Genomic DNA, 12,069 nt, shown 5'->3' with positions numbered 1-12,069 from the left:
CCAGAAAGGGTCTTTTAAAAAAGAGGTGTAATGGATATGTATATATCAGCTTTGCTAGCAGGCGTTATTAGTTTTATTTGTACGCCACTCGTCATTAAGATGGCACATAGGTTTGGTGCGATAGATATTCCAAAAGATGATCGACGTGTGCATAATAGGCCAATTCCACTATGGGGTGGTGTTGCAATTTTTACAGGATTTTTTGTCAGTATGTTTTTATTTTCTAATATTCATACGACGAAGCTGTTTGGATTATTTTTGGGCTCTATCGTTGTGCTTGTAACCGGAATGGTGGATGATGTCAGGCCGTTAGGTGCTAAGACAAAGCTCTTTATGCAGTTTGTTGCAGCTTCAATACTGGTTTTTTCTGGTTTTGAAATTAACTTTTTAACCAACTTTTTTGGTTCGACAGATTATATTTACTTTGGTGTGTTCTCAATACCTGTATCTATCATATGGATCGTTGGCGTTACGAATACCGTAAATCTCATCGATGGTTTAGATGGACTTGCAGCAGGTATTTCTGCAATTGCAGCCATAACGCTTGGCTACATTGCCATTATTAATCATCGCTATGATGCAGCAACCATCACTTTGATTTTAGCGGGAAGTTCATTGGGATTTTTACCTTATAATTTTAATCCAGCTAAGATTTTTATGGGTGATGCAGGGGCATTGTTCTTAGGACTTGTCTTATCGGCAATTTCTATTGAAGGTGCACTTAAAGGGGCGACGGCCCTTACAGTTGTGGTACCTATTATTGCCTTAGGTGTTCCGATCTTTGATACGGCGTTTGCGATTGTGAGACGTTTAATTAATAAGAGACCCATCATGGAGGCAGATAAAGGCCACTTGCATCATCGATTTCTTTCAATTGGTTATAATCAAAGAAAAGCAGTGCTATCCATTTATTTAATTGGTGCACTTATGGGTGCTGGTGCGATCGCTTTACTCAAAGGTGAATTCATAGGTGCTGGTGTTTTATTGACACTTGCAGCCATTGTCGTCTTCATACCTATGAATAAGGTTAAGACCTTGGAGAAAGAAGCTGAAAAAGTCACTGCGGAATCAAAAATGGGTTAATCAGAGCCTTGTTTTGATGAGCCTATTTTCGTCTAACAACTTAGGAGTGGCTGAACAATTGGCGCTAAATTAGACCAAAACGGATGACCGTAATTCATGATATTAACAACATTTGGGGCACCGTTCAATGCCCAAAAAGATTTTCGCTGATGCTGTTTGAGGTTGAACATTCCCCATCACAGCTTTCGGCTCAAATCTGGTTGTTTTAATAAAAAAGCCTTCGAGTTTATCGAAGGCTTTTCAACTATAGGGTGCCTATTATAGGCATTCACAGGAATATGAAGAGGCTATTAAGTGAAGAGCTATAAGCTATAGTGGAGGATAATATGATCAAAGTAATGACTATTTTTGGAACGAGGCCAGAGGCTATTAAGATGGCGCCACTTGTAAAAGCGCTTGAGGCGGACCCGCAGATTGAATCAATTGTATGTGTCACAGCACAACACAGGGAAATGCTCGATCAGGTGCTGGATCTTTTTAAAATTGTGCCTAAACACGATTTAAATATCATGGCAGCAGGTCAAACGCTCAGTGATATCACGTCAAGGGTACTAAAAGGCATTGAATCTATTCTCGCTGTTGAGGCGCCCGATATTATACTAGTACATGGGGACACAACGACGACCTTTGCTGGAGCGCTTGCGGCTTTTTATGCTCAAATTCCAGTAGGTCACGTGGAAGCCGGCCTTAGAAGCCATAACATTTACAGTCCTTTTCCTGAGGAGATGAATAGGAGCTTGACAGGTAGAATTGCAGTGATGCACTTTGCAGCAACTGAGGGCAATGTGACTAATTTGAAAAGAGAAGGTGTTGATGAAACTCAAATTATCAAAACGGGCAATACGGTTATAGATGCGCTCAAAATGGTCATTAAGGAGGACTACGTATTTGATGATGATATTCTCAACCAAATCGATTATAAAAATTATAAGACGATCTTAATGACAGCACATCGAAGAGAAAATTTGGGGGAACCTATGGAAAATATTTTTGGTGCTGTCAGAGCGATTGTTGATCGGAATGAGCACGTACAGGTTATATTTCCTATCCACCTCAATCCTGCAGTTAGAGAAATTGCCAACAAGCACTTGAAAGATGCCGATAGAGTTCATTTGATTGAGCCTCTGGATTATGAACCATTTGCCAACCTCGAAGCGAAAGTAGACATCATTTTGACGGATTCAGGTGGCATTCAAGAGGAGGCCCCTGCACTTGGTAAACCTGTGGTTGTGCTCAGAACCGAGACGGAGAGACCAGAAGCGGTACAGGCAGGTACCGTGGTAATTGCCGGTGTTGACAAAAATACGATCATTGATATTACAGAAAATCTGATTTTAGATGAGAAAGCATACGAAAAAATGGCTGAGGCAGTGAATCCATATGGTGATGGCAAGGCCTGTTTGCGGATTGTCGATGCAATAAAAGCACAGTTTTTGCATAAGTTATAATTTAATTTTTTCAAAATTTATGGTATCCTAAAGGAAGGGATTTTAAGGGTGGTCAAACACTCAAAACTTTATAGGGAGGTGTAAGTTTTGGAGAAAATAATTACGCTTGAAGAAGCCGTATCCAAAATTAACGATGGCATGACTGTCATGATAGGTGGTTTCTTGGGAACGGGTTCCCCAGATCTGCTTGTGGACAAAATCATCGAGAAGGGTATTAAAAACCTAACCGTTGTTGCCAATGACACGAGCTTTCCAGATCAAAATATTGGTAAGCTTGTCGTTGAAAGAAATGTCAGTAAGGTAATTGTTTCACATATTGGAACAAATCCTGAAACAGGAAGACAAATGAACGCTGGTGAATTGGATGTTGTGTTGGTGCCACAGGGGACACTTGCAGAACAAGTTAGAGCTGGTGGTGCAGGACTTGGTGGAATACTGACGCCAACGGGTCTTGGCACGATTGTGGAAGAAGGCAAAGAGAAAGTGGTTGTTGATGGGGAGACTTTTATCCTTGAAAAACCTATAAAAGCTGACGTCGCAATCATAAGAGCATCCAAAGTTGATCGAAAAGGCAATTGTGTCTTTGATAAGTCTGCACGTAACTTTAATCCTTTGATGGCAATGGCAGCAGAAACTGTGATTGTGGAAGCTGATGAAATTGTGGAAGTGGGCAGTATCGACCCAGACAGAGTAATGACACCTCATATTTTCGTCAGTTATATTGTAAAGGGGGCGAAATAATGGCAGATGTTAAAGCTATAATTGCAAAGAGAGTTGCTATGGAATTAAAAGATGGTGATCTCGTCAATTTGGGTATTGGATTACCAACACTTGTTGCGAATTATGTACCTGAAGGCATTGATGTGACTTTCCAATCTGAAAATGGTTTCATAGGCATGGGAAATGCACCAGAACCAGGAGCAGAAATAGAAAACCTTGTAAATGCAGGGGGACAACCTTCTACTGTTCTACCTGGAGCAGCATTTTTCGACAGTGCTATGAGTTTTGCCATCATCAGAGGCGGACACCTTGATTGTACTGTATTAGGGGCACTACAGGTAGATGAAAAAGGCAACCTTGCGAATTGGATGATACCTGGCAAAAAAGTGCCTGGTATGGGTGGCGCTATGGATCTCGTAACTGGGGCCAAAAAAGTGATTGTCGCCATGACACATACTGCAAAAGGTTCTATTAAAATTTTAGAAGAATGTACTTTGCCATTGACGGCCAAAGGACAAGTCGATTTAATCATAACTGAAATGGGTGTAATGGAAGTGACGGATAAAGGGTTGGTTTTGAAAGAAATTCATCCTGATTTATCGGTTGAGGATGTCCAAACAGCTACCTCTGCAAAACTTATTATTGCGCCAGATCTCAAGACAATGTGTTTATAATTTATCAAGCGATAAGGGATAAAGACAGAAAATTATAAATTTTTGAGAGTGTTTTTAAATTCTATGGGCGCAATACTAGTATTGTGCCCATTTTATTATTAAAATATTAACGAATGGTAATATTTTGTGATATAATTGTCTAAGATTTTGAGTGTTTGGGTATAAGTGAGCCATTGGGGAGGGCCCGGTATGAAAAAGACGACAAAGAGCATAATGGAAAATCTTGCGCTCATATCGCAAGTGGGGATCATGATGGTGGTACCCATTGGATTTGGTGTTTTTGCAGGGAATTTTCTAGACAACAAATTTGGTACAACACCCATCTGGCTTGTTATTATGATTGTGATCGGTGTGGGAGCCGCATTTAGAAACTTGATGCAGCTTGCAACCACGAAATCTAAGGAATACAAAAATGATTACACGGCACGAACACAAGTGGAAAATTATGAAAGAGAGCAACAGAGAGAACAGAGCTCTAATGAGAAAAAAGTGAATGAAGAAGACGAATCCAAAACTCATTTGTAATGGCGAGCGCCAATCGTTATAGAACTAGAAATTTATCTGTAGTCCATGAAATCGAAAAAATTAAAATAGATAGCGTATAAATTGAGAAAATGGAAGAATAGCATTTATGTTGGTGTGAGTATTTTAATTATTTTGAATAGTGATATAATATAGTGGTGGTTTAAATTCGAGACAGGGGATTTAGAATGGCAAATGAGAAAAACACAGTGAAGGATTTGGAAAAGAGCATTTTGAAAAATATGTTGTTTGCCGATATAGCAATTGCGATTTTAAGTGCGTTATGGATGGACGAACCGATGCCATTTTTGCTAGGCCTTATCTTTGGTTCAGCAATAAGTGCACTCAATTTTAAAGAACTCGCTATAACGCTTACAAAGGCAGTTAACATGCCGCCTGAAAAAGCGCAATCATTCACAACGAGAAAATACTTTCTAAGATATATTGTGACAGCGGTGGTGATTTTTGTCTCCATTACTGCACCTTATATAAATATCATTGGGACTATAATCGGTCTCGTAATGATAAAATTTATCATCTTAGCTACCAATCTTTTTAATGATAAAAAATTTTACAAAAATATTTTAAAAAGAAAGGAGGATGAAACTAATGGGCGTTGATGGTTTTGGACCACGAGTTGCATTTTATATCGGGAATATAGCAGTTACTGAAACAGTAACGGTTACCTGGTTTATAATGTTTTTGCTTCTTGTATTTTCAGTTGCAGTGACTCGCAATATGAAAAAAGAAGCTTCCGGCCTGCAACTGGTGGTTGAACAGATCGTTGGGATGATCAACAATTTGACAAAGCAAAACATGGGAGAAAAGAATATCGCATTTGCACCCTATGTTGGCACTTTGCTACTTTTGATTGGGATCTCCAACATCATTGGATTATTCGGATTTAGACCGCCAACTGCTGATCTAAACACAACCATGTGTTTATCGATCACCACTTTTGTACTCACGCAGTTTTTCGGTATGAAATCAAAGGGCTTGGGAGGATATGGAAAAGGCTTTCTGGAACCGATACCGTTTTTGTTACCACTTAACATTATCGGTGAACTTGCAAACCCTATATCCCTTGGCTTCCGTCTATTTGGTAACATAACAGCCGGCGTCATCATAATGACTTTGCTCTATGGAGCGTTAGGCGCGTTTACGGACACATTGCTCGGCTTGACTGTGCCGCTTTTGCAAGCAGGTGTACCAGCAGTACTTCATATCTATTTTGATTTGTTTGCTGGATTACTTCAGTCATTTATCTTTACAATGCTAACCATGGTGTTTATTTCAGGTGCAATGGAATAAAACCGGAGAAAGGGTGTATCTATGGAATCAACCAATTTTGTTTTAAAATTTTTAGAATGGTTGATGAGCTTTGAACCAAAAGCTCTGATCTTATCTGCATCAGCTATCGGCGCAGGATTTGCTATGATTGCTGGTATAGGCCCTGGTATTGGACAAGGATATGCGGCAGGAAAAGGTGCCGAAGCAGTCTCAAGAAATCCTAAAAGTCAGAGGGAAACCACAATGGTAATGCTCCTTGGAGCTGCTGTTGCAGAAACTTCTGGTATTTTGGCACTTGTGGTAGCTTTAATTATGCTCTTTGGGAATCCACTTGTGGACTTAAAGGGAGCGGCACTTATTATTATGGCTTCAGCAATTGGAGCTGGCCTTTCTATGATAGCAGGTATAGGCCCAGGAGTGGGTCAAGGATATGCTGCTGGAAAGGGAACAGAAGCAGTTGGTAAAAGACCAAAGCTTCAGTCGCAGATTGTCAGAACAATGCTTGTAGGGCAAGCTGTTGCTCAGACAACAGGAATTTATGCACTAGTAATATCGCTTGTTTTATTATTTGCTAATCCATTGATCAAATTGTAGATAGATGGAAGCATAAAAAAGTAAATATGATCTTAAATTCTTTAAAAGTTAAGGAGGATTTTTCTTATGGAACCTATTACAGGAAAAGCATTAGTGTTAGCATGTTCAGCAATTGGAGCTGGTCTTGCAATGATCGCAGGGATTGGCCCTGGTATTGGACAGGGATATGCAGCTGGTAAAGGCGCAGAAGGCGTTGGTAGACAACCAGAAGCTCAAGGAGATATCGTAAGAACAATGTTACTTGGAGCAGCTGTTGCAGAGACAACTGGTATCTATGGTCTTGTAATTGCACTCATCTTATTATTTGCAAATCCATTGGTAAAATTGTTATAGTTAAAAAAAATAGGATTAAAATCCTTGTAAAGGAGGATCAACATGAGTATGGAACTCGCTACTGCAAGTTTGAGACTTGGCCTTGTTGAGTTAAGCTGGACATTTGTATTCCAGTTAATTAATACATTCATCCTATTTTTGATTCTTAAAAAATTTCTATTTGGTCCTGTGACGACGTTTATGCAAAACAGGGAAGCGGAAATTAAAGAACAGATCGCTGTTGCTCAACGTTTGGAAGAAGAAGCCAATCAGCTCAAGGCAGACTATGAAGCAAAACTTCAAACTGCTGAAGACGAAGGCAAGGAAATTGTTAAGAAGCACACTTTGCGTGCAGAGAACAGAGCCTTTGAAATTGTTAAAGCAGCTGAAACTGAAGTGGATGCAATGAAGTCAAATGCACATAGAGAGCTTGAAAGAGAAAGAATTAAAGCGGTGAATGAGTTAAAAGATCAAATATCTGAACTTACTATCATGGCAGCTTCAAGAGTGGTTGAAAAGGATCTTAATGAAGCCGACCATCGAGAACTTATTAACAAGTTCATCAATGAAGTAGGTGAAGTTCAATGGCAGAATTAGTTAGTAAAACGTATTCAGAAGCTCTATTTGAAGTCGCAAAGGAAGAACAAATGATAGACTCGCTTCAGGCGGAGTTTGAATTTCTTGTTTCAAGTTTTAATGATTACCCGGAGTTTTTCGAAATTTTTAAGACGCCTAAAATTGCTTTTGGGGAAAAGAAAAAAATCATTCAAGAGATTTTTGGGGACAAAATTTCGGAAAGCCTTCTGAATTTCATCTACGTGATTTTAGATAAAAAAAGAGGGGCGGATATCCTTGAAATCAAGGCGGCTTTTGATCAAAGAGTGGATGATTACAAAGGTGTTGCAAAAGTGACTGTGGAAACAGTCGTGCCGTTAACTGAATCTCAACTCTCAGAGATTACTGAAAAACTTGCTTTAAAAACAGGCAAGCAAGTGGTACTAGAGGCGATTATCAACAAAGCGCTTGTGGGCGGCATGGTGATCAAAATGGGAGATCAAGTCATTGATGGATCAGTTAAGTACAAGCTAGAAGGTATGCTTGAAGGTTTAACGCAAATAATAGTTTAATAGGAGAGTGTTAGACATGAATCTAAGACCAGAAGAAATTAGTTCTGTGATCAAGTCACAGATTAAAAAATATGAGTCTAAGCTTCAAGTAGAGGATACCGGTACTGTAATTCAAGTCGGCGATGGTATTGCTAGAGTACATGGCCTACAAAAGTGTATGGCTGGGGAGCTGCTAGAATTTCCACAGGAAATTTATGGAATGGTTCTCAACCTTGAAGAAGATAGTGTCGGTGTTGTTTTATTTGGATCAGATCAACATATTAATGAAGGCGACTTAGTTAAGAGAACTGGAAGAGTCGTAGAAGTACCTGTTGGAGAACACGTCTTTGGTCGTGTTGTAAATGCATTAGGACAACCAATTGATGGTAAAGGTCCAATTCCATCAGATAAGTTTAGACCGATTGAAGCAAAAGCAACAGGTGTTATCGAGCGTAAATCTGTAAATGAACCCCTCCAAACGGGTATTAAGTCCATTGACTCAATGATTCCGATTGGTCGTGGTCAACGTGAGCTCATCATTGGTGATAGACAAACAGGAAAGACGGCAATTGCAATTGATACCATTATCAATCAAAAGGAGACGGATGTCTACTGTATTTATGTTGCAATTGGTCAGAAAAAATCAACTGTTGCGCAGATCGTGAAACAACTTGAAGATCATGGTGCTATGGAGTACACTTGCGTCGTTTCAGCTTCTGCAGCAGATCCTGCACCGCTTCAATACATTGCGCCTTATTCAGGTGTCACAATGGCTGAAGAATTAATGTATGCAGGCAAGCATGTACTCATCGTCTATGATGATTTATCTAAACATGCGGTGGCTTATCGTGCAATGTCCTTGCTTCTTAGGAGACCACCAGGGCGTGAAGCGTTTCCAGGAGACGTATTCTACCTTCATAGTAGATTGCTTGAAAGAGCAGCTAAGCTGAGCGATAAGCTTGGTGGCGGTTCGATCACAGCATTACCTGTTATTGAAACGCAAGCAGGCGATGTATCTGCATATATCCCTACAAACGTTATCTCAATCACAGACGGACAGATTTATCTTGAAACAGAACTTTTTAATGCTGGACAGAGACCTGCAGTAAACCCTGGTATTTCAGTGTCAAGGGTTGGTGGCTCTGCACAGATCAAAGCCATGAAAAAAGTTGCAAGTAAAATTAAACTGGAACTTGCACAATACAGAGAACTCGCTGCTTTCGCTCAGTTCGGTTCAGAGCTGGATAAAGATACAAAAGCGACGTTGGATCATGGTGTGAGACTAATGGAAATTCTAAAACAACCACAATATAAACCAATGTCAGTTGAGCACCAAGTTATGATGATTTATGCCGTGGTTAATAAGTATTTGATGGATGTTGAAGTAAAAGATATCAGACGTTTTGAATCTGAGTATATGGAATTCCTCAATACAAATTATCCTGAAATCGGTAAAAGCATTGTAGAAGCTGGTGTTTTATCAGACGAAATGGAAGAGAAACTTAAAGCTGCAATTGGTGAATTCAAAGCGGGCTTTGAAGTAGAGTAAACTTCCTTGTAGGAGGGACTAATAATGGCAGGTAATATGCGCGATATAAAGCGTAAGATACGAAGCGTTAATAGCACCATGCAGATCACCAAGGCAATGGAATTAGTATCTACTGCAAAGCTTAGAAGAGCAAGAAGCAAAATGGACATCACAAAGCCTTATTTTGAAACGGTTAAACAAGCGGTTCAAGACATTCTCAGTGAAGACAAGAGTATTCGCATGAGTTATGTGGCAGATCGCGAAATTAAGAAGACACTTTATATTGTCATTTCAGGAGATCGTGGTTTATGTGGTGGCTATAATATCAATGCTATCAAAAAAGCGATAAGTGAAGTAGAAGATAAAAAAGATGCCAAATTCATCACAATTGGTAAAAGAGCATTTGATATCATCAACCGTTATGGTTATGAGATTGAAGATTATTTTTTAGGAATATCGGAAAAACCAGAATATTTTGATGCAATTCAAATTGCAAAGAAGGCTATGAGTATGTTTGATTCTGGAGAAGTTGATGCCGTGAAATTTGTGTATACAAGATTTGTAAGTACAATTTCGCAATCACCCGAACTCATTCAATTATTACCAATTGAACACGATCACTCAGGTGAAAAAGAAACATCTGATGAATTTGTCAACTATGAACCATCTGCTGAAGAAGTGCTTAAATACGTCATTCCAAAATACGTTGAGAGTACAATTTATGGTGGCTTAATAGAATCGTCAGCCTCGGAGCAAGCAGCTCGAAGAGTTGCTATGGAAAGTGCATCAGATAATGCAGCAGACATTATTGATGAATTATCACTCTTTTACAACCAGGCTCGTCAGGCAGCTATTACGCAAGAGATTTCAGAAATTGTAAGTGGTGCAGAGGCACTTAAATAACTCGAAATTCGATTGAAAGGGAGTGAAAGAGTATGGCTCAAGCGATTGGGAAAATCGTGCAAATTATTGGACCTGTACTCGATATTAGATTCGAAGCAGATCAGCTTCCTAATATTTATGATGCGGTAACAATAGATTTTGGTGAGATTCATATTGTTGCAGAAGTAATGCAACATACTGGAGATAATACAGTTAGAGCTGTTGCGATGAGTTCAACAGATGGCCTTATCAGAGGGATCGATGCAGTTGCAACCGGCGCACCTATATCCGTGCCTGTTGGCAAAGCAACACTTGGCAGATTGATCAATGTTCTTGGAGAGACTATAGACGAAGCTGGAGAAATAAAGCGCAGTGATGCTGAGTTTTGGCCAATCCATAGAGAAGCACCTGCTTTTGTTGATCAAAATACAACGGCAGAAATGCTTGAAACAGGAATTAAAGTTATCGATTTAATTGCACCTTATGCAAAAGGTGGTAAAATTGGTCTCTTTGGTGGTGCAGGTGTTGGTAAAACGGTTATCATCCAAGAACTTATCAACAACATTGCGACAAATCACGGTGGATTATCCGTATTTGCAGGTGTTGGTGAGAGAACAAGAGAGGGCAATGACCTCTATCATGAAATGAAAGAATCAGGCGTTTTGGATAAGACGACGCTTGTATTCGGACAGATGAATGAACCTCCTGGAGCGAGAATGCGTGTGGGCTTAACTGGGCTTACAATGGCGGAATACTTCAGGGATCAAGAAGGTAAAGACGTATTACTTTTTATCGATAATATATTCAGATTTACACAAGCGGGTTCAGAGGTTTCCGCGTTACTTGGTCGTATGCCAAGTGCCGTTGGTTATCAACCGACGCTTGCAACAGATATGGGTGCTTTACAAGAGCGTATTACATCCACTAATAAAGGCTCAATCACATCGGTACAAGCTGTATATGTGCCTGCGGATGACTTAACGGACCCAGCACCAGCGACGACGTTCTCCCATCTGGATGCAACCACAGTTCTTTCAAGAAAGATTTCTGAACTTGGTATTTATCCAGCGGTTGATCCACTGGATTCAACATCTAGAATTTTGACTCCAGAAGTTGTCGGTCATGAACATTATGATGTTGCGCGTGAAGTTCAAGAGATGCTTCAAAGATATAATGAACTTCAAGATATCATTGCAATTTTAGGTATGGATGAGCTTTCTGATGAAGATAAATTAGTCGTTACAAGGGCGCGTAAGGTTCAAAGATTTTTATCTCAACCGTTCAATGTAGCGGAACAATTTACTGGATTCGAAGGCAAATATGTGCCTGTAAAAGACACAATACGCGGTTTTAGAGAAATCTTAGATGGACTTCATGACGAGATCCCAGAGCAAATGTTTCTTTTCTGCGGTTCAATAGATGAAGTTGTTGACAAATTTAAAGCCAGTAGAGCGTAATGGAGGTGTAGCGAATGGGCAAAAAATTCAATCTTGAAGTTGTGACACCTGACCGTATCTTTTTTGGTGACGAAACGGAGATGGCCATTGTGAGAACAACTGAGGGAGATTTTGGAATTTTACATGACCACGAGCCTCTTGTTGCGCCACTGAGAATAGGAAGTATACGTGTGAAGCAGGATAACGGTGCGTTTAGATGGGCCGCTTGTACTGAAGGTTTTGTCATTGTAAACGATGAAAAAGTGACGATTATCACAGATTCTGCTGAATGGGCAGATGAAATTGATCTTGAACGTGCACAAAAAGCCAAAGAGCGTGCAGAACATAGACTTCATATTCATAAAGTGGAAAACAAAGACGTTGACGTCGCAAGAGCAAAAGCAGCACTTGAAAGAGCAATTAATCGTATGAGACTTTACGAAAATAAGTAATATGATTCAAAAAAAGGGGCTG

At 39.8% G+C, this 12,069-nt stretch carries 15 protein-coding genes; all 15 read left to right on the top strand.

The window, feature by feature from the left end; all coding sequences use genetic code 11:
• Window positions 1-30: 30 nt before the first annotated feature.
• Window positions 31-1,083, top strand: coding sequence for an MraY family glycosyltransferase (locus ISU02_RS15690; RefSeq protein ID WP_194702782.1), 1,053 nt, complete (start codon window positions 31-33; stop codon window positions 1,081-1,083).
• A gap of 326 nt (window positions 1,084-1,409) precedes the next feature.
• Window positions 1,410-2,531, top strand: a complete 1,122-nt coding sequence (gene wecB, locus ISU02_RS15685) for a non-hydrolyzing UDP-N-acetylglucosamine 2-epimerase (protein WP_194702781.1) — start codon at window positions 1,410-1,412, stop codon at window positions 2,529-2,531.
• Window positions 2,532-2,618: 87 nt separating this feature from the next.
• Entirely contained in the window at window positions 2,619-3,272 is a 654-nt protein-coding gene (atoD, locus tag ISU02_RS15680) for an acetate CoA-transferase subunit alpha (RefSeq protein ID WP_194702780.1), read from the top strand.
• Window positions 3,272-3,925: a 3-oxoacid CoA-transferase subunit B gene (locus ISU02_RS15675; RefSeq protein WP_194702779.1), complete on the top strand. Its 654-nt coding sequence runs from the start codon at window positions 3,272-3,274 to the stop codon at window positions 3,923-3,925. The genes atoD and ISU02_RS15675 overlap by 1 nt, the downstream gene beginning before the upstream one ends.
• A gap of 189 nt (window positions 3,926-4,114) precedes the next feature.
• Window positions 4,115-4,450, top strand: coding sequence for an AtpZ/AtpI family protein (locus ISU02_RS15670; RefSeq protein WP_194702778.1), 336 nt, complete (start codon window positions 4,115-4,117; stop codon window positions 4,448-4,450).
• 185 nt (window positions 4,451-4,635) lie between these two features.
• Window positions 4,636-5,067, top strand: a complete 432-nt coding sequence (locus ISU02_RS15665) for an ATP synthase subunit I (protein WP_194702777.1) — start codon at window positions 4,636-4,638, stop codon at window positions 5,065-5,067.
• A complete protein-coding gene (atpB, locus tag ISU02_RS15660; RefSeq protein ID WP_194702776.1) occupies window positions 5,057-5,758 on the top strand; it encodes a F0F1 ATP synthase subunit A in 702 nt (233 codons plus the stop codon). The genes ISU02_RS15665 and atpB overlap by 11 nt, the downstream gene beginning before the upstream one ends.
• Before the next feature lie 21 nt (window positions 5,759-5,779).
• Complete coding sequence (atpE, locus tag ISU02_RS15655) at window positions 5,780-6,331, top strand: ATP synthase F0 subunit C (RefSeq protein ID WP_194702775.1); 552 nt, start codon at window positions 5,780-5,782, stop codon at window positions 6,329-6,331.
• A 66-nt stretch (window positions 6,332-6,397) separates the two neighbouring features.
• Window positions 6,398-6,664 carry an ATP synthase F0 subunit C gene (gene atpE, locus ISU02_RS15650; protein ID WP_069870502.1) on the top strand — a complete coding sequence of 89 codons (267 nt, stop codon included), beginning with the start codon at window positions 6,398-6,400 and terminating at the stop codon, window positions 6,662-6,664.
• A gap of 42 nt (window positions 6,665-6,706) precedes the next feature.
• Window positions 6,707-7,240: a F0F1 ATP synthase subunit B gene (gene atpF / locus ISU02_RS15645; protein WP_194702774.1), complete on the top strand. Its 534-nt coding sequence runs from the start codon at window positions 6,707-6,709 to the stop codon at window positions 7,238-7,240.
• Complete coding sequence (locus tag ISU02_RS15640; RefSeq protein ID WP_194702773.1) at window positions 7,228-7,770, top strand: F0F1 ATP synthase subunit delta; 543 nt, start codon at window positions 7,228-7,230, stop codon at window positions 7,768-7,770. The genes atpF and ISU02_RS15640 overlap by 13 nt, the downstream gene beginning before the upstream one ends.
• 16 nt (window positions 7,771-7,786) lie before the next feature.
• Window positions 7,787-9,298, top strand: a complete 1,512-nt coding sequence (atpA, locus tag ISU02_RS15635; RefSeq protein ID WP_194702772.1) for a F0F1 ATP synthase subunit alpha — start codon at window positions 7,787-7,789, stop codon at window positions 9,296-9,298.
• A 24-nt stretch (window positions 9,299-9,322) separates the two neighbouring features.
• Window positions 9,323-10,180: an ATP synthase F1 subunit gamma gene (atpG, locus tag ISU02_RS15630; RefSeq protein WP_194702771.1), complete on the top strand. Its 858-nt coding sequence runs from the start codon at window positions 9,323-9,325 to the stop codon at window positions 10,178-10,180.
• Between the two features lie 32 nt (window positions 10,181-10,212).
• Window positions 10,213-11,616: a F0F1 ATP synthase subunit beta gene (gene atpD / locus ISU02_RS15625; protein ID WP_194702770.1), complete on the top strand. Its 1,404-nt coding sequence runs from the start codon at window positions 10,213-10,215 to the stop codon at window positions 11,614-11,616.
• A gap of 14 nt (window positions 11,617-11,630) precedes the next feature.
• Window positions 11,631-12,047 (top strand): F0F1 ATP synthase subunit epsilon, encoded by a 417-nt coding sequence (locus ISU02_RS15620; protein ID WP_194702769.1) that lies wholly within the window; start codon window positions 11,631-11,633, stop codon window positions 12,045-12,047.
• Window positions 12,048-12,069: the final 22 nt, after the last annotated feature.

This window comes from Fusibacter ferrireducens, assembly GCF_015352425.1.
Classification (GTDB): domain Bacteria; phylum Bacillota; class Clostridia; order Peptostreptococcales; family Acidaminobacteraceae; genus Fusibacter_A; species Fusibacter_A ferrireducens.
This window is presented reverse-complemented; position numbering and strand designations above follow the sequence as displayed.

Bases quoted from the DNA above. Each gene is read 5' to 3' on its own strand.
- ISU02_RS15690 (WP_194702782.1), top strand. From the start codon at position 31: ATGGATATGTATATATCAGCTTTGCTAGCAGGCGTTATTAGTTTTATT.
- wecB (WP_194702781.1), top strand. From the start codon at position 1,410: ATGATCAAAGTAATGACTATTTTTGGAACGAGGCCAGAGGCTATTAAG.
- ISU02_RS15675 (WP_194702779.1), top strand. From the start codon at position 3,272: ATGGCAGATGTTAAAGCTATAATTGCAAAGAGAGTTGCTATGGAATTA.
- ISU02_RS15670 (WP_194702778.1), top strand. From the start codon at position 4,115: ATGAAAAAGACGACAAAGAGCATAATGGAAAATCTTGCGCTCATATCG.
- ISU02_RS15665 (WP_194702777.1), top strand. From the start codon at position 4,636: ATGGCAAATGAGAAAAACACAGTGAAGGATTTGGAAAAGAGCATTTTG.
- atpB (WP_194702776.1), top strand. From the start codon at position 5,057: ATGGGCGTTGATGGTTTTGGACCACGAGTTGCATTTTATATCGGGAAT.
- atpE (WP_194702775.1), top strand. From the start codon at position 5,780: ATGGAATCAACCAATTTTGTTTTAAAATTTTTAGAATGGTTGATGAGC.
- atpE (WP_069870502.1), top strand. From the start codon at position 6,398: ATGGAACCTATTACAGGAAAAGCATTAGTGTTAGCATGTTCAGCAATT.
- atpF (WP_194702774.1), top strand. From the start codon at position 6,707: ATGAGTATGGAACTCGCTACTGCAAGTTTGAGACTTGGCCTTGTTGAG.
- ISU02_RS15640 (WP_194702773.1), top strand. From the start codon at position 7,228: ATGGCAGAATTAGTTAGTAAAACGTATTCAGAAGCTCTATTTGAAGTC.
- atpA (WP_194702772.1), top strand. From the start codon at position 7,787: ATGAATCTAAGACCAGAAGAAATTAGTTCTGTGATCAAGTCACAGATT.
- atpG (WP_194702771.1), top strand. From the start codon at position 9,323: ATGGCAGGTAATATGCGCGATATAAAGCGTAAGATACGAAGCGTTAAT.
- atpD (WP_194702770.1), top strand. From the start codon at position 10,213: ATGGCTCAAGCGATTGGGAAAATCGTGCAAATTATTGGACCTGTACTC.
- ISU02_RS15620 (WP_194702769.1), top strand. From the start codon at position 11,631: ATGGGCAAAAAATTCAATCTTGAAGTTGTGACACCTGACCGTATCTTT.